Origin of the sequence: Paenibacillus solisilvae, assembly GCF_042656405.1 — a bacterium.
Taxonomy (GTDB): domain Bacteria; phylum Bacillota; class Bacilli; order Paenibacillales; family Paenibacillaceae; genus Paenibacillus_Z; species Paenibacillus_Z solisilvae.
The window spans coordinates 50,091-69,535 of record NZ_JBHSOW010000041.1; the positions used below are offsets into that span (position 1 = coordinate 50,091).

General features: G+C 49.9%; 17 protein-coding genes and 1 pseudogene. 12 read left to right on the plus strand and 6 right to left on the minus strand.

What is annotated here, in order from left to right:
• Positions 1–210 precede the first annotated feature (210 nt).
• From ACFPYJ_RS11760 to ACFPYJ_RS11780, 5 genes are all read left to right on the plus strand, one after another.
• Positions 211–693, plus strand: coding sequence for a GNAT family N-acetyltransferase (locus tag ACFPYJ_RS11760; RefSeq protein ID WP_379188327.1), 483 nt, complete (start codon positions 211–213; stop codon positions 691–693).
• Positions 694–707: 14 nt separating this feature from the next.
• Positions 708–1,229, plus strand: coding sequence for a phage tail protein (locus tag ACFPYJ_RS11765; protein WP_379188328.1), 522 nt, complete (start codon positions 708–710; stop codon positions 1,227–1,229).
• A 30-nt stretch (positions 1,230–1,259) separates the two neighbouring features.
• On the plus strand, positions 1,260–1,757 hold the full coding sequence (locus ACFPYJ_RS11770) for a phage tail protein (protein ID WP_379188329.1): 498 nt from the start codon (positions 1,260–1,262) through the stop codon (positions 1,755–1,757).
• A gap of 11 nt (positions 1,758–1,768) precedes the next feature.
• Positions 1,769–2,287: a phage tail protein gene (locus ACFPYJ_RS11775; protein WP_379188330.1), complete on the plus strand. Its 519-nt coding sequence runs from the start codon at positions 1,769–1,771 to the stop codon at positions 2,285–2,287.
• 104 nt (positions 2,288–2,391) lie between these two features.
• Positions 2,392–5,991: an S-layer homology domain-containing protein gene (locus tag ACFPYJ_RS11780; protein WP_379188331.1), complete on the plus strand. Its 3,600-nt coding sequence runs from the start codon at positions 2,392–2,394 to the stop codon at positions 5,989–5,991.
• Between the two features lie 321 nt (positions 5,992–6,312).
• Here the strand turns inward: ACFPYJ_RS11780 and ACFPYJ_RS11785 are convergent, their stop codons facing one another.
• Positions 6,313–7,707: an MATE family efflux transporter gene (locus tag ACFPYJ_RS11785; RefSeq protein WP_379188332.1), complete on the minus strand. Its 1,395-nt coding sequence runs from the start codon at positions 7,705–7,707 to the stop codon at positions 6,313–6,315.
• A 157-nt stretch (positions 7,708–7,864) separates the two neighbouring features.
• On the opposite strand from ACFPYJ_RS11785, the gene ACFPYJ_RS11790 reads away from it, so the two are divergent.
• Positions 7,865–8,746, plus strand: coding sequence for a helix-turn-helix domain-containing protein (locus tag ACFPYJ_RS11790; RefSeq protein ID WP_379188333.1), 882 nt, complete (start codon positions 7,865–7,867; stop codon positions 8,744–8,746).
• Positions 8,747–8,839: 93 nt separating this feature from the next.
• Here the strand turns inward: ACFPYJ_RS11790 and ACFPYJ_RS11795 are convergent, their stop codons facing one another.
• The 3 genes and pseudogenes from ACFPYJ_RS11795 to ACFPYJ_RS11805 form a co-directional block, all read right to left on the minus strand.
• Positions 8,840–9,277: a Dps family protein gene (locus ACFPYJ_RS11795; RefSeq protein ID WP_379188334.1), complete on the minus strand. Its 438-nt coding sequence runs from the start codon at positions 9,275–9,277 to the stop codon at positions 8,840–8,842.
• 32 nt (positions 9,278–9,309) lie between these two features.
• Positions 9,310–10,266, minus strand: coding sequence for a thioredoxin-disulfide reductase (trxB, locus tag ACFPYJ_RS11800; protein WP_379188336.1), 957 nt, complete (start codon positions 10,264–10,266; stop codon positions 9,310–9,312).
• A 223-nt stretch (positions 10,267–10,489) separates the two neighbouring features.
• Positions 10,490–10,741: pseudogene (locus ACFPYJ_RS11805) on the minus strand (secondary thiamine-phosphate synthase enzyme YjbQ); the annotation flags it as partial.
• 173 nt (positions 10,742–10,914) lie between these two features.
• On the opposite strand from ACFPYJ_RS11805, the gene galU reads away from it, so the two are divergent.
• Both galU and ACFPYJ_RS11815 read left to right on the plus strand, forming a co-directional pair.
• Entirely contained in the window at positions 10,915–11,796 is an 882-nt protein-coding gene (galU, locus tag ACFPYJ_RS11810) for a UTP--glucose-1-phosphate uridylyltransferase GalU (protein ID WP_379188337.1), read from the plus strand.
• A gap of 78 nt (positions 11,797–11,874) precedes the next feature.
• A complete protein-coding gene (locus tag ACFPYJ_RS11815) occupies positions 11,875–12,840 on the plus strand; it encodes a hypothetical protein (RefSeq protein WP_379188338.1) in 966 nt (321 codons plus the stop codon).
• Positions 12,841–12,946: 106 nt separating this feature from the next.
• Here the strand turns inward: ACFPYJ_RS11815 and ACFPYJ_RS11820 are convergent, their stop codons facing one another.
• Positions 12,947–13,405, minus strand: a complete 459-nt coding sequence (locus ACFPYJ_RS11820) for a DUF6220 domain-containing protein (protein ID WP_379188339.1) — start codon at positions 13,403–13,405, stop codon at positions 12,947–12,949.
• A gap of 190 nt (positions 13,406–13,595) precedes the next feature.
• Between ACFPYJ_RS11820 and ACFPYJ_RS11825 the strand changes: the two genes are divergently transcribed.
• The 3 genes from ACFPYJ_RS11825 (at position 13,596) to ACFPYJ_RS11835 (ending at position 17,293) form a co-directional block, all read left to right on the plus strand.
• Positions 13,596–14,723: a GntR family transcriptional regulator gene (locus ACFPYJ_RS11825; RefSeq protein WP_379188341.1), complete on the plus strand. Its 1,128-nt coding sequence runs from the start codon at positions 13,596–13,598 to the stop codon at positions 14,721–14,723.
• A 90-nt stretch (positions 14,724–14,813) separates the two neighbouring features.
• Entirely contained in the window at positions 14,814–15,509 is a 696-nt protein-coding gene (araD, locus tag ACFPYJ_RS11830; RefSeq protein WP_379188342.1) for an L-ribulose-5-phosphate 4-epimerase, read from the plus strand.
• A gap of 107 nt (positions 15,510–15,616) precedes the next feature.
• Positions 15,617–17,293, plus strand: coding sequence for a ribulokinase (locus ACFPYJ_RS11835; protein ID WP_379188372.1), 1,677 nt, complete (start codon positions 15,617–15,619; stop codon positions 17,291–17,293).
• 73 nt (positions 17,294–17,366) lie between these two features.
• Here ACFPYJ_RS11835 and ACFPYJ_RS11840 read toward each other — a convergent pair whose 3' ends face one another.
• A complete protein-coding gene (locus tag ACFPYJ_RS11840) occupies positions 17,367–18,431 on the minus strand; it encodes a hypothetical protein (protein ID WP_379188343.1) in 1,065 nt (354 codons plus the stop codon).
• 159 nt (positions 18,432–18,590) lie between these two features.
• Here ACFPYJ_RS11840 and ACFPYJ_RS11845 point away from each other — a divergent pair, with 159 nt between their 5' ends.
• Positions 18,591–19,415, plus strand: coding sequence for an alpha/beta fold hydrolase (locus ACFPYJ_RS11845; RefSeq protein ID WP_379188344.1), 825 nt, complete (start codon positions 18,591–18,593; stop codon positions 19,413–19,415).
• The last annotated feature ends 30 nt before the right edge of the window (positions 19,416–19,445 follow it).

The window sequence follows — 19,445 nt, forward strand, 5'->3', positions numbered from 1 at the left end:
GTGCAATACGGGTTTGCCCCATTTTCGTTAAGATTTGGAACAGCCCATATCTTTTCCCCAGACCTCATAAATTCAATAAGAATAACCGTCAACAGCAATCAAATTTCCGATTAACCATTTTTAACGTGAGTCGGCATTTTTCTGCTATATTTAACCAAATTTATATGGTAAAATTTTCATATATCAAATGTATTCGAGGTATTTTGGCCTATGATGGAAACCAGGACAGCCGCAAGGGAAGATGATTTGTTTTTATGTGAAGTCTATTCTTCTACAAGATTGGAAGAGGTCTCAGCCTGGGGGTGGGAAGACAAAGATTGTAAGGCCTTTCTCTCTATGCAATGGCGCATGCAAACAAATTCCTATCAGCTCCAGTTTCCGGATTCAGAGAATCTGATCCTCTCTTATGAGGGGACAGATGCGGGGCGTATGATGCTCAACAAGGCGGCGGAGAAAATTCACCTGATTGACATTTCGCTCCTTCCGCCATTTCGTAATCGTGGAATCGGGACCTCCATCCTTAAGAATCTGCAGCAAGAAGCTTTAATGAACCAACAAATCATAGAACTCCATGTCACCCCATATAATCCAGCAAGACGTTTGTATGAACGGCTTGGGTTCCAGCTGTCCGAATCCCTGGATTTCTATTGGAAAATGGTTTGGAAGCCTCTGCATTCAACGATTGGTCTATGAAAGGGGAATAAGAGATGAGTGAATGTTACATAGGCGAAATTCGTATGTTCGCCGGTAATTTTGCACCGCAAGGATGGGCTTTTTGTGATGGAAGTCTTCTGTCTATTAGTGAAAATGATGTTTTATTCACCTTGCTGGGCACCACTTACGGAGGGGACGGGGTAAATACCTTCGCGCTGCCTGATTTGAGAGGGAGAATTCCTCTTCATGCAGGAACGAACCACACAACAGGCACGAGTTACACATTAGGTCAATTATCCGGCTCCGAGACGACTATTTTGATTCCGCAGCAAATGCCGGTTCATACCCACGGTGTATCCGCAAATTCAAGCACAAGTGATTCCACAACCCCGCTTAATCAGGTATGGGGCTTAAGTGAAGGCGGGAAACAATATGTCGCAGGTGTGCCGAATGGAACGATGAGCCCTGCTGCAGTTGCACCGGCGGGTGGAAGTCAACCGCATGATAATATGATGCCTTTCCTGACGATCAGCTTCATTATCGCTACAGCGGGAATTTTCCCATCCCAGAACTAATTAAGGTAATCAAATAAAGGAGGGGTTAGGATGTCAGAACCGTTCTTGGGTGAAATCCAAGCTTTTGCATTCGGATTTGAACCTAGAGGCTGGGCAGCATGCAGCGGACAATTACTGCCTATTAATACCAACCAGGCTTTGTTCTCGATATTAGGAACGACATACGGGGGGGATGGCATAACGACTTTCTGTTTGCCTGACCTTAGAGGAAGAGCGGCAGTGCATCCTGGGAATGGCGTCTCGCTCGGCCAAGCGGCAGGGGAAGAGGCGCATACCTTAACTGCCAACGAAATGCCTCAGCATAACCATCAAGTCATGGCCAATACGAGCAGCTCTACTTCTAACAAGCCGGCGGGGAATGTATGGGGACCTGCACAGGAGAATTCATATACGGCCAGTCCGAATACATCAATGAGTCCTAATGCTTTATCGAATGCGGGAGGAAGCCAGGCTCACCCGAATATGCAGCCCTACCTTGCTTTAAATTATTGTATTGCATTAACCGGAATATTCCCTTCGCGGAACTAGGAGGTAAGCTAATGGATTCCTATATTGGAGAGATTCGATTATTCGCAGGCAGCTTTGCCCCCAGGAACTGGGCGTTATGCAATGGACAATTGCTATCGATCGCGCAAAATACAGCGTTATTTTCTTTACTGGGAACTCAATATGGCGGAGATGGAAGGGTTACCTTTGCTCTGCCGGATTTACAGGGCCGCGCTCCACTGCACCAAGGAGAAGGACCGGGTTTGACAGCCAGAACCGTAGGGGAGAGCGGTGGAGGCTCCTCGGTTGTACTGAATATTAATGAAATTCCTGCCCATACCCATGTGCCTAATGCTCAGTCTTCACAAGGTGCAGCCGATCCTACAAACGCAATTTGGACGAACACGGCAGGCCTCAGAGGACCGCAAATATACAGTGCAGCTCCGGATCATTCGATGAGCCCGCAGGCTGTTCAAGTCTCGGGCGGAAGCCAGCCGCATAATAACATGCAGCCTTATGTAGGGGTAAATTATATAATTTCGCTTACTGGGATATACCCGCCAAGACAATAACACCTTTTGCACGTCGCTTCCAGCCTTCATGACCTGACTCCAATATGGACCTCAGGTCATTGTTGTTTTTAATCTCAGTATTCCTATGAAATGGGAGGTTTGTAATGAGTCTAAGAAAGATAGCAATCATTCTAATTGCTGCTCTGCTAATCGGATTATTCCCTCATTCTTGGTTGAGCCAGCGAGTAAGCGCCGCCCCCCCAGTGACTCTGGCCTTGGATGCTCAGGCAGACTTAATGTACGATGAAGAGTTTGGTGTCTTAGATAACGATACAGCCGGGCGATTTTATGCAGGAAGGGATTTATATGGCGGCGTACACTATATTTCACGCGGGGCTATTCGTTTCAATCTCGACTCAAGCGGTCCAATTCCCGGAACGGTAATTAAATATGAACTGCAGATTCATGTGATTACAAAAGAAAATCCGGCGGGAAACAGCTTTCACTTAGATGTCTGGGGTTCATCAGATAACGCCATGCTGGACACCGATTCGACCTTCCCAAGCTGGAGCAATGCCGAGAACGTCCGCAAAGAAGACAGTGAGATAATCGGAGGGCAAAATTTATTGTTCGACGTTACAAGTCTCGTTGAAGATCATACAAATGCAAGCGATCGGAACGTTACTTTTGTGATCACGGGAAATGAGTCGCTGGATGATTCAAGAATCATCGGCGGTTTGAAAGAAGAGTCGAACGTACTTTATCGTCCCAAACTAGTTATTACCTACACAGTCAACCAACCTCCAACCGGCTCAATTTCAATTAATAGTGCTGCGGCAGCTGCGAATTCAACAGCAGTGACTTTGAATCTTGCAGGAAATGATCCTGACGGCGACGCCATGGAGATGCAAGTTTCCAACGATAACAAGACTTGGTCCAGCTGGGAGCCCTACAATTCCACGAAGTCTTGGACACTTAGCAGCGGTGATGGCGCTAAAACGGTATATTATCAGCTCCGGGATCCTTCTTTAGCGGCCTCTCCGGTTTATAGTGACACGATTACATTGGATACAGCTGCACCTCTAGTATCGGGTGTTGCTGAAGGCGGGTTATATACCGTCAATAAGACCGTCACCTTTAACGAAGGTACCGCGACCTTGGATGGCAATGCGTTCACGTCTGGAACATCGGTTAGTGCAGAGGCGCCGGATCCGCATACACTTGTCGTGACGGATGCGGCAGGCAACAGCACGACGGTTCACTTCACGATTGATAAGACAGCCCCGACGGTAACGGGAGTAACAGACGGTGCCAGCTACAATTCCGATAAGACGGTTACTTTTAGCGATGGGACGGCGACGCTGAACGGTACAGCTTTTAGTTCAGGCACTACGATTACAGTTGAGGACGGCTATACGCTTGTTGTGACTGATGCGGCAGGTAACAGCATGACCGTAGGCTTCACCGTTGATAAAACGAATCCTGTGGTGACAGGCGTAGTTGAAGGCGGAGTGTATAACAGCGACAAGACCGTCACCTTTAACGAAGGCACCGCGGCCTTGGATGGCAATGCGTTCACGTCCGGGACAATGGTGAGTGCAGAGACACCGCACACGCTTATCGTAACGGATGGAGCGGGCAACAGCACGACTGTGCATTTCACCATCGATAAGACGGCCCCAATGGTAACGGGAGTAACAGACGGTGCCAGCTACAATGCCGATAAGACCGTTACTTATAGTGATGGGACGGCGACGCTGAACGGTACAGCTTTTAGTTCAGGCACTACGATTACAGTTGAAGACGACTATACGCTTGTTGTGGCTGATGCGGCAGGCAACAGCACGACCGTATCTTTCACGATTGATAAGTCGAATCCTGTGGTGACAGGGGTAGTTGAAGGCGGAGTGTATAACAGCGACAAGTCCATTACCTTCAACGAAGGCACCGCGACCTTGGATGGCAATGCGTTCACATCCGGGACAACGGTGAGTGCGGAGACACCGCACACGCTTATCGTAACGGATGGAGCGGGCAACAGCACGACTGTGCATTTCACCATCGATAAGACGGCTCCGACGGTATCGGGAGTAACAGACGGTGCCAGCTACAATTCCGATAAGACCGTCACCTATAGCGAAGGAACGGCGACCCTGAACGGCGCAGCATTCACATCAGGCACGACGATCACAGCTGAGGACGATTACGAGTTAATCGTAATTGATGCGGCAGGAAACAGCACCACCGTTTCCTTCACGATCGATAAGACGAAGCCTGTGGTGACAGGTGTTGTTGACGGGGAGAGCTACTCCACTAATACAACCGTCACTTTTAACGAAGGCACGGCAACGCTGAATGGTTCCCCCTTTACTTCGGGAACTACCATCAGCACAGGCGGGGAGTATAAGCTTGTTGTTACAGATCCAGCGACTAACGAAGCAACCATCGCCTTTAGAATCGTATATCCTAATCCGGGTCCGGTAACTGATCCTAATCCAGGCTCAGATGGATCTGACGATTGTGTAGAATTAATCATTAATGGGGTTGTTCATGATCAAATTGCTTCTTGTTCGACTAAGACAACTGACGGCAATCTTGTAACAACAATCACCATAGATGAAAACAAATTAACGAAGGAGCTCCAGAATACATCGAATAAGCCGGAAATAATTATACGGGTTAACAATACTGCTGACGTTGTAATTGTTGAGCTAAATGGAAGCATTATTCAAACTCTGAATAATAAGAATGCTTCTATTCAAGTTCAAAACGAGAATGCTTCTTATACGATTTCTGCGAACCAGTTTAATCTGAACCAAGTACTGAAGAATCTCGGCCCTAACATCCACCTGCAGGATATCAAAAAGATAAGTATTGAAATGACTAAATTACCGGACGATAAAGTGGATTTCATCCGCAATCAAGCGGGTAAAATCACCTTAGTCGCACCGGCGGTGAATTTCAGCATCACAGCGGCTTACAATGACAAAACCGTTGAAATTAATAAATTCAATTCCTTCGCGCAGCGAACGATAACGATCCTGGACGATATGGATCCGAAGAAAATTACGACGGGTGTAGTTGTGGCGGAGAATGGTAAAGTCACTGCTGTACCTACCCGGATTATTCAAAAGGATGGCAAATATTATGCTGTCATCCGGAGTCTGACTAACGGCATTTACACGGTTATCTATAATGAAAAATCTTTTATTGATATTACGAACCATTGGGCGCGCAGCAGCATCGAAGACATGGCTGCAAGACTGATTCTGCAAGGTGTGAATGAGAAGCAGTTCCAGCCGAATAAAGAGGTCACACGCGCGGAATTTACAACGATTGTTGTCAGGGCATTAGGCCTGCATGCCAATGATCAGCCTGCCCAGTTCAAGGATGTGCACGAGAAAGATTGGTTCTATGATGCCGTCTCCATCGCTGCAGCATACGGTCTGGTTGAAGGGAATACAGACAATACCTTCAAACCGAATCAGAAGCTGACCCGAGAAGAAGCGATGATTATAATCTACAAAGCCATGAAATTAGCCGGGATGAATCTGGAAATCTCCGAGCAGGAAATAAGCGGCAAGCTTAGTGTATTTAAAGACGCCGGTCAATTCAAACCAGCGTCAAGATTGGCAGCCGCGCTGACGGTTAAATTCGGAATCATCCAAGGGTACAATGGTTATGCGATGCCTGGAAAAACGATCACCAGAGCGGAAACCGCAGCAATCATTCAACTGTTCCTGCAGCAAGCGAAATTGATTTAATTTTCCTTTAATCAAAAGGGCTGTATCCCGAAATATTCACCGGGATACAGCCCTTCTTTCTGCTATCACAATAAGTTTTGATTGGATGATCTTAAGCGTTTGTATTTGGGAATGGGAGGGGATGAGTGTGGAGCGGAAAGTTTACGTATCGCCTTTGAAGTCGAGTTCTACCCTTATGATAAATTCGGATAAGAACACGACTTCAACAGCGATTGGAGCCCACGCACAGCCCCGGACATTCTTGCTCTTAATCTTTTATGCACTTCATCTTCTACTCTCTTAATCACTTCATCTCTTAATCTCCCTAGGCAGGAATCCAAACTAAACCTCCAAACGAACCCCGCCCCGTGGAGCATCCAAATGGTTAACCGGCGAACCATCCTCCACTTTCCTGAGATACTTCCTTTCCTTCCACCTGAAGAGAATCAGAATGCCCCGAACATATTCGTCGGCAATCATACAGCAGTAAATGCCGATCAATCCCCATCCGAGATGAATGCCGAGTACATACGAGCAGCCAGTTGCGACGATTCCCATTGATACGATGGAGATGATCATCATATAGCGGGTATCCCCGACCGCATTAAGGGCATTGCCGAGGGCCATATTCAGCATTTTGCCGGGCTGGAGGAGGAAGTTGAGAGCGAGCAGCGATATCCCCATCGCGACAATTTCCTTGTCGTCTGTGAACAGTCCGAGCAGCTGCTTGCCGAGTAGAAACAGCAGCAGGGCATTAAAGGATACGACGATAAGTCCGATACCCAGTGCCTTATAGGCGCTCTGATAGGCTTCTTTGGTTCTCTTGGCGCCATAAAGATGCGCGATTTGAATCTGCACGGCGAGGGCAAAAGCATATCCGAGCATGAAGCAAAAGGATTCCAGCGTATTCATATAGGTTCGAGCAGCCAGCTCCTTCGTTCCAAGCACAGCCAGAAACGTATAGATCGCCAGCTGCGAGAATACCCAGCAGGACATATTGACGCCAAGCGGCCACCCAATGCGCAGAACCTCCTTGAACAGCTTACGGTCTTTGAGCCGGATATCCGCGATTCCAACCTTGCGTTCAAACGAGTGGATGAACATGTAGAATAACAAAATAACGGCGAGCAGCCGGCTGACTAACGTAGAGATGGACACACCCGTTAATCCCCATTGCGGGAAGCCGAATGCTCCGAAGATAAAAGCATAATTGAGCAGTACGTGGACGATGTTGATGCCGACTGCCGTGTACATAGGCCCTCGAGTATTGCCTGTATTGCGGATAACGGTGCTGAGTGCAGCCATAAGCGCTGTCAGGACCATTCCGCCACCAGCGATCGAGATATACGTATCCGAGAGCGGAAGCAGCCGTTCAGGCAAATTAAGCAGCCGTGCGATGAAATGCGGTTCCAGATAAAGCAGGACACTCAGTGCCAAGCCGATCATCCCGCTGACTTTTACCGCGATGATTGCAATCGTACGCGCTTCCTCGGAGCGTTTGGACCCGAGCTTCTGCGCGATCAGAATACCGGCACCGCCGGCAATGGTTATAAACAAGGTAGTTAACGCATTAAAGAGCTGGTTGGAAAAGCCTACCACCGCAACCGCGTCATCCGAGATCCGGCTGACCATTAGCGTATCTACGGTACCAAGCAGGGTTTGCAGAAAGACTTCGATAAAGATCGGCCATGCAAGCAGCCAAAGCGAGAATTTATTCATTTGCGAACGGTCATTCATAATAATCAACTTCCTCCTGCCTCAATAGGCAACTTCGGTTCTGGAATCCCGGAATATGTGGTCTGAACAAATTATAGATGCTATACTCATTTCAGTGTATCAGTATTTGAACGTAAACTTTCAATTTTCCAACCTTGAAGCTTGGAGGGGCCATTCGATGCACATGCTGCAATTCACAGTTCCCCCGCTGCCTTATTTTATCTCCTGCGGTTATACGAATAATGGCATTAACATTAAGCATGTCAGTCGCCGTAACATCCGGGTGTTTGACCTTCTTGTCGTTCAAAAGGGCTGCTTATTCATCGGGGAAGAGGAGCGGGAATATGAAGTTAAAGAAGGAAGCGCTTTAATTTTGAAACCTGACAGCTATCATTATGGCATGAAAGGCTGCCAAGAGCTGACCTCCTATTATTGGCTGCATTTTCAGACGGCGGGGAATTGGTCGGCAGGAGATACGATGCCGCCCCTGCCTAGGATGGACTGGAATGAAGAGAATCTGCCGGAGCAGTACTACAATATGAAGACCTTTCAAATTCAGCTTCCCCAATTTGTCAAAGTGCTGCAGCGCGTGAAAATGGAGGTAGTGCTGCAGCAGCTTGTCCAGCTGAACCAGAGCGCCCATTTGACAGGGTCGAAATGGAAGCAGCAGGTGCTTTTTCAAGATGTGATTGAACAGCTGTCCGCATCCAATGAAGTGGACAGCTCCACGCCAAGTGCAGCCTGTGCCGAGCAGGCAGCCGCATATCTGAGGAAGCATTACCGGGAAGAAATAACGGCCCAGGCAATGGGAGAGAGCATGAATTTTCATCCGGTCTATATTGCCCGCTGCATGCAGAAGGAATACGGCTGCTCGCCGATGGAGTATTTGCTTCAATACCGAATCGAACAGGCCAAGCTGATGCTGTTGCAGACAGACCGCACAATTGCGAGGATCGCGGAAGAGGTGGGATTCAATCAAGCGGCGTATTTCACTTCCTGCTTCTCCAAATTTGAAGGGATATCGCCGCGCAAATACAGGCAGCGCTTCTCACATGGTTAAATGTATACCACATTGAATACAGCAAGAAGAGGCCGTTCAAAGCAGGAATCTGCTTCGAACGGCCTCTTCAATAACGGTTTAACGGCATTCCTATTAACGGCCGTTAAACGCTTTGAGCATCCAAATATGTTTCTCGAGCGATTTGTGAATAGCCAGCAGCATATCGCCGGTCGTTTCGTCGCCTTTCTTCTGAGCTTGATCCATGCCTTCTTTGAGCTCGCCTGCCACATTTGAGAAATCAGCGATAAGGGTATCCACCATTTCCTCCGGGGTTTCTTTGCCTGTCGCTTCTTTGACGCCGGAGAGCTCCAAATGCTCTTTCATCGTCGCAGCAGGTTTACCTTCCAAAGCAAGCAAACGCTCAGCCAGGTCATCCAGATGCAAGGTCGATTCTTCATACAGCTCCTGGAATTTCACATGCAAGGTGAAGAACTGATTGCCTTTTACATACCAGTGATAGTTATGCAGCTTGACGTAAAGAACGCTCCAAGTGGAAATTTGTTTGTTAAGAATATCGTGTAGTTTGGTCATTGTGAACACGCTCCCTTAGTTAATAATCTCATTTACACCTGCACTGCTTCTTCTGCAGAGCTGACTTCGCCTGCAGCTTCCAAATAGCGCTCACTGTCCAGAGCCGCCATGCAGCCGCTTCCTGCAGCGGTTATAGCTTGACGATAATGACGGTCCTGTACGTCACCGCAAGCAAACACGCCAGGAAGATTCGTTTGCGATGTGCCGGGAGTCACAACAATATAACCTTGCTCATCTGTCGTAACTTGTCCGCCTAAGAATGTGGTGTTCGGTGTGTGTCCGATCGCTAGGAAGACGCCATCAGCCTCGAGCAGAGACTCTTCACCGGTAACGTTATCGCGTACGCGAAGGCCGGACAGCCCCTGCTCAGCGGCTTCAACCTCAAGTGGAGTCACGTTCAGGCTCCATTTGATTTTATCGTTGGCGCGAGCCCGGTCCTGCATGATTTTGGATGCGCGCAATTCATCTCTGCGATGGACGAGGGTCACCTCTGAAGCGAACCTGGTCAGGAACACCGCTTCTTCCATAGCGGAATCACCGCCGCCGACAACGATGATTTTTTTGCCGCGGAAGAAGAATCCGTCGCAGGTCGCACATGTGCTGACACCACGTCCAACGTTCTCACGTTCGCCAGGGATACCCATATATTTTGCCGAAGCACCCGTAGAAATAATCATAGTCTGCGTAATTAGCTGACTTCCATTGTCAAGCGTGAGCTTGAAAGGGCGTTCCGAGAGCTCGGCGGACTGCACCCAGCCAGTTTGAAAACGGGCACCGAAGCGGCTGGCTTGCGTACGCATATTCGACATCAGCTCGGAACCGAGAATCCCATCTGCAAATCCGGGATAATTCTCCACCTCGGTTGTTGTTGTCAGCTGTCCGCCAGGCTGCGGGCCTTCCAAAACAAGCGGGCTATAACCGGCGCGTGCAAGATAAATGGCCGCAGTTAATCCTGCTGGACCTGTTCCTACGATGATGACTTGTTCCATGACTCATCTCTCCTCTTCTTAACCTCTGTATGGGTGAATTGAAACTAGATAATAATTAATTCTAAATTATAATTATTATAAATAAGGAGGGTAGAGGATGTCAACAGTCCTGGAAAAGAAAGTGCCGGATGGTGACCGAAAGTAAAGTTCTAGTGGAATACAAGCGCAGCTCGGATGGGGATGCAGTGCCAAAATTGAAACTGGAATCAAGTGAGGCTATCAAGGCGGTTTTCCCTTCCGCATGTCTATATTTGGGGTGCTCCCAAGGATAGACCTCACCCGAGTCTCATGAGAACATCATGCAAAACGTCGGGATCGGCATCTTCCTGAATGGTAATTCCTGCCGTTGTATGGGGCAGTAGATCACGGCGATGCCTTCAGTCACCTGCTCTTTATCCACAATAGAACTGATTTCGCGTGTAATATCTATCATTTCATCACGCTTTGAAGTATGAATAGTCCGATTAATGAACATGATGGTATTCCTCCTTTATCGCTTGCATATATATTGAAGCTGCCCTTTTAAGTTTCAAACCGACCAAACATATATGCCGGTCTGGAGCAGATAACATTATTTTCTTGTAACAGATAGAACGTTTAGAAAAATACGGTTATGATGAAAATAACAAAGAGGAGGAGGCACAACACATGACTGGGAAACGTGTGCGTAAAGCAATTATACCCGCTGGAGGACTGGGCACGAGGTTCTTGCCGGCAACTAAGGCGCAGCCGAAGGAAATGCTGCCGCTCATCGATAAACCTGCTATTCAATATATCGTTGAAGAAGCGGTTGCCTCCGGGATCGAAAGCATCATGATTGTAACCGGGCGCAACAAGCGGGCGATCGAGGATCATTTTGATAAATCAGTGGAGCTGGAGAATGAGCTTGAAGCGCATGGGAAGGCGGAAATGCTGGAGCTGGTGCAAAGCATCTCACACATGGCGGATATTTGCTATATTCGGCAGCGCGAGCCGCTGGGGCTCGGGCATGCTGTATTGTGTGCGCGTAATTTTGTGGAAAACGAGCCGTTTGCCGTGCTGCTTGGAGATGATATTTTATTATCGGAGCCGCCTTGCTTGAAGCAGATGATTCAGATCTACGAAGCGCAGCGGTCTTCGGTCGTTGCGGTTATGGAGGTTCCTTGGGATCAGACACATAAATACGGCATCGTTGCTTTGGAGAATGGCGATGTATCCGGCCGTGTGAGTGATTTGGTGGAGAAGCCGGCCCCTGGTGAAGCTCCGTCAAACCTTGCTGTTGTGGGGAGATACATACTTGAACCGGCGATTTTTGACTATCTGGAGAGATCGAAGCCTGGAAAAGGCGGAGAAATTCAACTGACGGACAGCCTGCAGCGCCTGAATGTTCAATCGCCGCTGCGAGCCTTTCAATTCGGCGGACGCAGATATGATGTAGGGGATAAGTTTGGGTTCGTTCAGGCCACCATTGATTTAGCGTTAGAACGCGAGGACCTGGGCCGCGATGTAAGAGAATATATGCTGAAACGGCTTGGAATTACGAACAACTGAGGGTAACTGCGGCAATTATCCATGCATGATGCCTGGCTGCCCTCGGTTCAATAAGAGAGCGGGGGCACTTACATAACGATGAGGAAAAAGATGGCGATGCGGCAGACGCTGCTGTCAGCGGCTGTTGTGATGCTGGTTATGGGAAGCATCGGATACGGAGTGAGTGCGGATCCGCTTGTGAAGACTGGGGGCGCACAGGCCGCACATCAAACATCAGCCGTTACGAGGAGTCAGGCAGAGGCATTTGCCGCTGTACCGGATGTCGAACAGGATGCGCATTCCCACCATGAACATATGGACATGGATATGGATATGGAGATGGAGCTCGCTCCGGACAATCCGGGCGGTATGCAGGTGGAGTGGGCATGGGCAGATGGTATGCCGCGGGCGGGCGAGCCAGCCACTTTGCGCTTGACGATACTGGATGCAGAGGGAATGCCGGTTCCCGCACAACAGCTTGAGGTCAACCATGAGAAGAAGCTTCATCTCATTATTGTAAGCCGGGGATTGTCCCGGTTCATGCATGTGCATCCGGTGGATGCGGGGGAAACCGGTGTCTTTGAAGTGCCGATAACCTTCGCTGCTGCCGGCGATTATAAGCTGATTGCTGATTTTCGTCCGGTTGGTTCCGGATCAATATGGCGAAGCGACTGGGCGAGGGTGCAGGGTGAAGCTTCGAATGAGCCGGTTCTGCTGCCGGATAAGCAGCTTGAGCGCAGTGCCGAAGGGATGAACGTTAATTTGAATTTCGCCCATCCGCCGCAAGCAGGAGTAGAGGATGAGATGACCTTTACCTTTGAACAGCGGGCTGACGGGGCTGCGGTGACGGATTTGGAGCCATACTTAGGCTCGGTTGGCCATGTCGTGATCGTGGACAGCGAAATCGAGCATTATTTGCATGTGCATCCGATGAATGAACGGACCGCCGGCCCTGCTGCGACTTTTTCTACAACATTCCCAACGAGCGGACAGTACAAAATCTGGGGGCAGTTTCAGCGGGGTGGCAGCGTCATCATCGTCCCGTTTGTCGTGAATGTGAAGTGAGCCAGAAGAATTGAAGATAGCCGGGAACCATAAATAGCCGCATGCCCTTTGGTGGATCACCGAAGGACACGCGGCTTATTGTTGTACTGTTTATTCCTATTGCAAGCTAGTCGCTGCGAACTCCATTTCTCCATGCGAAGTAAGCCTTCTGCACGGCAACGATTGAAATCCAGAATAAGAAGAGAGCAAGCACAGGATGCAAAGCGCCAAGTGCAGGTAGCCGGCTGGCCATGTTGGCTGTCATGTATTGAAGACCGATGAATAGAATCATCATCAGTCCAAGCCAGCGGACTGCGCCGCGTACATGGCCGATGAAGGAGAGAACAAAGATCCCCACGGGAATGATCTCAAAATAATGAATGAAGCTCCGGTGTTCCTGCCAATGGGAGGCGTTCACCAGACTGGCCATACCGGCCAGAAAGACCTGAATCATCACACTGATCAGAAACAAACCGGCAAGCAGCAGTATAATGAATCGAATATAGCCGAGTCCCGCTGGTTTGTCCTGGGATTCGGTGAAGTTATCTTCCGTTTCCGCTGCGGCTGTGGATCCTCTATTGAACATGGCAAATACCCCTTAATGGTCCATTTACATCTCATGTTATCCTCTGCACAGACCGCTGTCAAAAAGTTTATAGAGACAAGCATGGCCGATCCGGGCTCAGTATGTACGTACAAGTTGAGGGCATGTTATACTTATCACATACAAGTTGATGCGTTTATGAATGACCGCGAGATGTTATAGGAGGTTTCAAGTGAAAGAACAGTTTCCCCCCAAATATATGCAATTAAAAGAAGAGATTGTATCCTGGATTGCTACGGCGCAGTTTAAACCGCATGATAAGCTGCCGTCTGAGAATGAAATCGCCGCCCGTTTCGGTATGAGCCGCCAAACAGTGCGTCAAGCGCTCGGTGAATTGGAGGCGGGCGGATGGCTGTACCGTGCTCAGGGTAAGGGAACCTTCGTGGCGGAAGTTATGGACAATGCCCGTCAGAGCGCAGCCCAGCAGGGCATGACGATTGGGCTTATGACCACGCATATCTCGAATTATATCTTTCCAACGATTGTCCGCGGGGTGGAGTCCGCTCTTCGCAGTAAGGGTGCGCGGCTGCTTCTGGCCAGTACAGATAATGAGAAGGAGAAAGAACGAGAGAGCCTGGAATCCATGCTCCTGCAGCAGTTGAATGGGCTTATTATCGAGCCTACGAAGAGCGCTGAAGGAAATCCAAATTTGGATTTTTTCCTGGCGCTTGAAGCGAGGAAGATTCCCTTTGTCATGCTCAATGAACGCTACAGCGATTTGGATGCGCCTTGTCTGAAGGTGGATGATGAGCTTGGCGGATTTCGCGCTGCGGAGCATCTGGCGAAGCTTGGGCATCACAAGATAGCGGGCTTTTTCAAGACCGATGACTTTCAAGGGGTTTACCGGATGCGGGGCTTCCTGCGAAGCTTGCGGGAGCGCCAGCTTCCGCTCGTTCCGGACTATCTGGTTCGTTATTCGACGGAGGAGAAACAGACCAGGCCTGCCGAAGCGCTGGCTGCGCTGCTTAACCGGGAGGCGGCCGACCGGCCGACCGCCATCGTCTGCTATAACGATGAACTGGCCGTGCTGCTGCTTGATGTCATTAGGCGCAGCGGCTTAAGCGTGCCTGGTGATTTGTCGATGATTGGTTTCGACGATTCCTCGCTTGCGACGGCAACAGAGGTCAAGCTGACGACACTTGAACATCCCAAGACCAAGATGGGCGAGGACGCGGTGAAGCTGCTCCTAAGATTACTGGAGCCTAAAGGGGGACATGACCGTATAGAGGACATCCTTTACGAGCCGAAGCTGATCGTGCGCGATTCCACAGGTCCAGTTCCGCGAGCGGCGATAAATTAAGGCGTGACACACTTGTACGTACAAGTTATAATGATAGCTAGAATAACGATTCATGATTCGTGCAGCTGAATGCGGAGGAGGACTATCATCATGTTAGAAGCTTTAAAACAGGCGGTTTATGAGGCGAATATGGATTTGCCTAAGTATGGTCTTGTTACGTTCACATGGGGAAATGTCAGTGGAATTGATCGTGAGAGCGGCCTTGTTGCCATTAAGCCAAGCGGTGTTCCTTATGAGGAGCTGCGGGCGGAGCAAATGGTCATTGTGGATTTGGAAGGAAATGTTGTGGAGGGCAATCTCCGCCCGTCCTCAGATACGCCGACTCATGTCGCTTTGTACCGGGCGTTCAAGGGAATAGGCGGTATCGTTCATACGCATTCGCCATGGGCGACAAGCTGGGCGCAAGCCGGACGCGCTGTTCCTGCGCTCGGTACGACGCACGGGGATTATTTTTACGGTGAAATTCCGTGTACGCGGCCGATGACCGAGCAGGAAATCAATGGTGCCTACGAGCTGGAAACCGGCAATGTCATCATTGAAACCTTTGTAAATGGCGGTATTGATCCGAATCAAGTACCAGCCGCACTCGTTTTCAGCCATGCTCCATTCTGCTGGGGCAAAGACCCGCACAATGCGGTTCATAACGCGGTTGTTGTCGAAGAGGTCGCCAAGATGGCACTGCACACATTCGCATTGAATCCGAGCGTACAGCCAATGGATCAGGATTTGCTGGATCGCCATTATCTTCGTAAACATGGGCAAAACGCCTATTATGGCCAAAAGTAAAACAAATCAAAGATACATCTCAAAAACGTGTGTGGTGCTTCCGGAGCGAGTTTTTGCTCGCGAAGAAGTATCTCAGAGTAGTTAGCAAAAACTTATAGGAGTGATCCATAATGAGCAAATACGCAATTGGTGTTGACTATGGTACCGAGTCGGGACGTGCAGTGCTTGTTCGTCTTGCGGATGGGGCCGAGATTGCAGAACATGTCACCCCTTATCGTCATGGTGTTATCGATGAGAAGCTGCCGGAAACCGGCTTGAAGCTGGAGCATGACTGGGCTTTGCAGCATCCAGCGGATTATATTGAAGTGCTCGAAAGGTCCGTACCTGCTGTAATAAAGGAATCCGGCGTGAATCCAAGTGAGGTTATCGGGCTCGGTATCGATTTTACTGCTTGTACGATGCTGCCGATCGATAAGGCCGGTCAGCCGCTCTGCTTCAATCCTTCTTATAAGGAAAACCCGCACAGCTGGGTGAAGCTTTGGAAGCATCATGCGGCGCAGGATGAGGCTAATCTTGTGAATGAGGTTGCTGCACAGCGCGGCGAAGCTTTTCTTCCCCGTTACGGCGGTAAAATCTCATCCGAGTGGATGCTGGCCAAAGCATGGCAAATTCTGAACGAAGCTCCGGAAATTTACGATACAGCCGATAAATTCGTAGAAGCGACTGACTGGGTTATCGGACAAATGACCGGCAATATCGTACGCAACAGCTGTACAGCCGGTTACAAATCGATTTGGCATAAGAAGGACGGTTATCCAAGCAGCGAATTTTTCAAGGCGCTTGATCCGAAGCTGGAGAACCTTGCCGAAACCAAATTGCGCGGAGATGTTGTTCCTTTGGGAACTAAAGCCGGCGAGCTGACCGCTGATATGGCTTCACGAATCGGCCTTGCTGCAGGTACGGCTATCGCGGTTGGTAATGTTGATGCTCATGCAGCGGTTCCGGCGGTTGGCGTTGTTACGCCAGGCAAGCTTGTTATGGCGATGGGAACTTCGATTTGTCATATGCTGCTTGGCTCGGAAGAGAAGCAGGTTGAAGGTATGTGCGGCGTAGTAGAAGATGGAATCATTCCGGGTTATTTTGGTTATGAGGCGGGGCAATCAGCGGTTGGGGATATTTTTGCCTGGTATGTGGATGAAGCGGTACCGGCTTACGTCGTGGATGCGGCGAAAGAAGAAGGCATTAACGTTCATGAATGGCTGGAGAAAAAAGCGTCCGAGCTGAATGTTGGCGAATCGGGCGTGCTCGCGCTGGATTGGTGGAATGGAAATCGTTCCGTGCTGGTCGATACGAATTTGACGGGCCTGCTGATCGGAGCAACTTTGCTCACCAAGCCGCAGGAAATCTATCGTGCCTTACTGGAAGCAACGGCATTCGGTACGCGCAAAATCGTTGATGCTTTCCACAACAACGGTGTTGAAGTCAACGAGCTGTATGCATGCGGCGGATTGCCGCAGAAAAATCGGTTGCTGATGCAAATTTATGCGGATGTTACGAACCGTGAGATCAAAGTCGCGGCATCCAAGCAAACGCCTGCACTTGGTGCAGCGATGTTTGGCGCAGTTGCAGCAGGTGCCGCAAAGGGCGGATATGATAATGTAGTTGATGCAGCCGCAGCGATGGCGCGGGTTCGTGAGGAATCGTTCAAACCGATTCCTGAGAATGTTGCTGTCTACGACAAGCTTTATGCGGAATACAACCTTCTGCATGATTACTTCGGCCGTGGAGCTAATGATGTAATGAAGCGTCTGAAATCAATAAAGGAAGAAGCAAGCGCCCATTAAGGGAGCAAGCATGTAAAAGGGTCCGGTCAAAGTGATATTCACTTTGATCAGACCCTTTTTTATTGACTGGAAACTAGCTTTGACCGCCGTCATCCGCGGATTGCAGTTGAAGCAGATCATAATTATTCACGACATGATCCTGAAGATATTCATCCGCATCAACCGTTTCAGTACGGGGGATGAAGACTCCGCCGCCAGAAACAAAGAGATCAAGAGAAACGGTATCCCGATTGCGGATCGGCAGATAGATGAGAGATTCCGGTATAATACGGCCGTTCAAGCGGAGAATGGCATTGACGCTGCCGGCAATAACAATTCCGTTAACGGCTAGAATCTGTCCATTAAAGCCGAATCTTACTACACCTGTTGAAACTAGAGCCTGATAAATGGATATGCCAGGGTAAAAGCGAACCGTATATGCCTGTGTAACCCATGGGAAGAAGCGCCCGCCGTTAATCACGACAGTTACGAAATTTTGGAAAGGCGGAAATGGTCCTGGCGGGAACGGTCCCGGGAAAGGTGGGAATGGGATCGGAATAGGAATCGGTACTGGGAAAGGCGGGAACGGTCCTGGAGGAAACGGCCCCGGCCCTGGAGGGAACGGTCCAGGCGGAGGCGGAAACGGCCCCGGCCCTGGCGGTGGTGGGGGCGGGAATGGTCCAGGTCCTGGACCTGGTCCTGGCCCCGGTCCAGGTGGAGGCGGGAACATACCGCCCGGACCACCGGGTCCACCAGGACCACCGGGTCCGCCCGGACCGCCCGGTCCGCCGGGGAACATGCCGCCGCCCGGACCACCCGGTCCGCCGGGGAACATGCCGCCGCCCGGACTACCCGGTCCGCCGGGGAACATGCCGCCGCCCGGACCACCCGGACCGCCGGGGAACATGCCGCCGCCCGGACCACCCGGACCGCCGGGGAACATGCCGCCGCCCGGACCACCCGGTCCGCCGGGGATCATGCCTCCGCCGCCCGGACCACCAGGTCCGCCGGGGATCATGCCTCCGCCGCCCGGACCACCAGGTCCACCGGGTAATAATCCCCGTGGCTGACTGCAGCCGCAGTCACTGCCTGCAGACGGAAGATAAGTATTGGAGTAGCTTCCCGGTTCTGGACCGGGGATGTACAAGTTATACGACATGCACATAGTCTCCTTTTCCTGCGCAGATAGGTTAATGTCTCGATTCATTTTATGCGGCAAACGCCTATTTCGTGTATATTTTCCAGAACTTCATTAATATCTAGCTCTCAAATTGTATAGACATAGGAACGTAAGGATCATAAGAAAGGAGGATCTCTCATGCATACTTACATTGAAGTAGAAAGAGGCGTGAAGGTTTATGTTGAGGAAGTAGGTCACGGACGGCCTGTGCTCTTCATACATGGATGGCCGATTAATCATAAAATGTACGAGTATCAAATTAACATGCTGCCGCAATACGGGTACCGCTGCATACGGATGGATCTGCGAGGTTTTGGCAAATCCGATGCTCCTTGGCAGAGCTATAATTACAATCGGATGGCGGATGATATTCGAGTTGTTGTAGATGCGCTAAGGCTCAATAACGCAACTCTGGTCGGCTTCTCAATGGGCGGTCCTATCGCGATTCGTTATGTAACCAGACATGGCGCCCATGGGATGCGTTCGCTTATCTTAGCCGCAGCAGCAGCCCCAATCTTCACACAGCGCCCAGATTATCCGTATGGGATGACGAAGGAAGAAGTCGATGGTTTTATTGCAGCCACATATGCCGATCGCCCCAAGATGGTAACGGATTTCGGTAATATGTTTTTTGCTACAGCAGTCAGCGAGCCGTTTAGGAATTGGTTTAACGGGCTTGGTTTCGAGGCCTCGTCCATTGGAACGATCAGAGGGCTAGAGGCGCTTCGTGATGAAGACCTGCGGGGAGATCTGCCATATGTACAGCTGCCAACGACCATTTTGCATGGAAAGCTGGATAAAATCTGTCCGTATCCTTTCGCGGAAATCCAGCATCGAGGTATTCGCAGCTCAAATTTAATCCCATTTGAGAAGAGCGGGCATGGGCTATTTTACGATGAGCTCCAAAAGTTCAATTTGGAACTATTAAGGGCGCTGCACAGTGTGCCTGCTAGGCCATATTAGGGCAGTAGATCGTTTTAGTCACTTAAAGCT

Excerpts from the sequence above, each read along its gene's own strand:
- ACFPYJ_RS11760 (WP_379188327.1), top strand. The coding sequence starts at position 211 with ATGATGGAAACCAGGACAGCCGCAAGGGAAGATGATTTGTTTTTATGT.
- ACFPYJ_RS11765 (WP_379188328.1), top strand. The coding sequence starts at position 708 with ATGAGTGAATGTTACATAGGCGAAATTCGTATGTTCGCCGGTAATTTT.
- ACFPYJ_RS11770 (WP_379188329.1), top strand. The coding sequence starts at position 1,260 with ATGTCAGAACCGTTCTTGGGTGAAATCCAAGCTTTTGCATTCGGATTT.
- ACFPYJ_RS11775 (WP_379188330.1), top strand. The coding sequence starts at position 1,769 with ATGGATTCCTATATTGGAGAGATTCGATTATTCGCAGGCAGCTTTGCC.
- ACFPYJ_RS11780 (WP_379188331.1), top strand. The coding sequence starts at position 2,392 with ATGAGTCTAAGAAAGATAGCAATCATTCTAATTGCTGCTCTGCTAATC.
- ACFPYJ_RS11785 (WP_379188332.1), bottom strand. The coding sequence starts at position 7,707 with ATGAATGACCGTTCGCAAATGAATAAATTCTCGCTTTGGCTGCTTGCA.
- ACFPYJ_RS11790 (WP_379188333.1), top strand. The coding sequence starts at position 7,865 with ATGCACATGCTGCAATTCACAGTTCCCCCGCTGCCTTATTTTATCTCC.
- ACFPYJ_RS11795 (WP_379188334.1), bottom strand. The coding sequence starts at position 9,277 with ATGACCAAACTACACGATATTCTTAACAAACAAATTTCCACTTGGAGC.
- trxB (WP_379188336.1), bottom strand. The coding sequence starts at position 10,266 with ATGGAACAAGTCATCATCGTAGGAACAGGTCCAGCAGGATTAACTGCG.
- galU (WP_379188337.1), top strand. The coding sequence starts at position 10,915 with ATGACTGGGAAACGTGTGCGTAAAGCAATTATACCCGCTGGAGGACTG.
- ACFPYJ_RS11815 (WP_379188338.1), top strand. The coding sequence starts at position 11,875 with ATGAGGAAAAAGATGGCGATGCGGCAGACGCTGCTGTCAGCGGCTGTT.
- ACFPYJ_RS11820 (WP_379188339.1), bottom strand. The coding sequence starts at position 13,405 with ATGTTCAATAGAGGATCCACAGCCGCAGCGGAAACGGAAGATAACTTC.
- araD (WP_379188342.1), top strand. The coding sequence starts at position 14,814 with ATGTTAGAAGCTTTAAAACAGGCGGTTTATGAGGCGAATATGGATTTG.
- ACFPYJ_RS11840 (WP_379188343.1), bottom strand. The coding sequence starts at position 18,431 with ATGTCGTATAACTTGTACATCCCCGGTCCAGAACCGGGAAGCTACTCC.
- ACFPYJ_RS11845 (WP_379188344.1), top strand. The coding sequence starts at position 18,591 with ATGCATACTTACATTGAAGTAGAAAGAGGCGTGAAGGTTTATGTTGAG.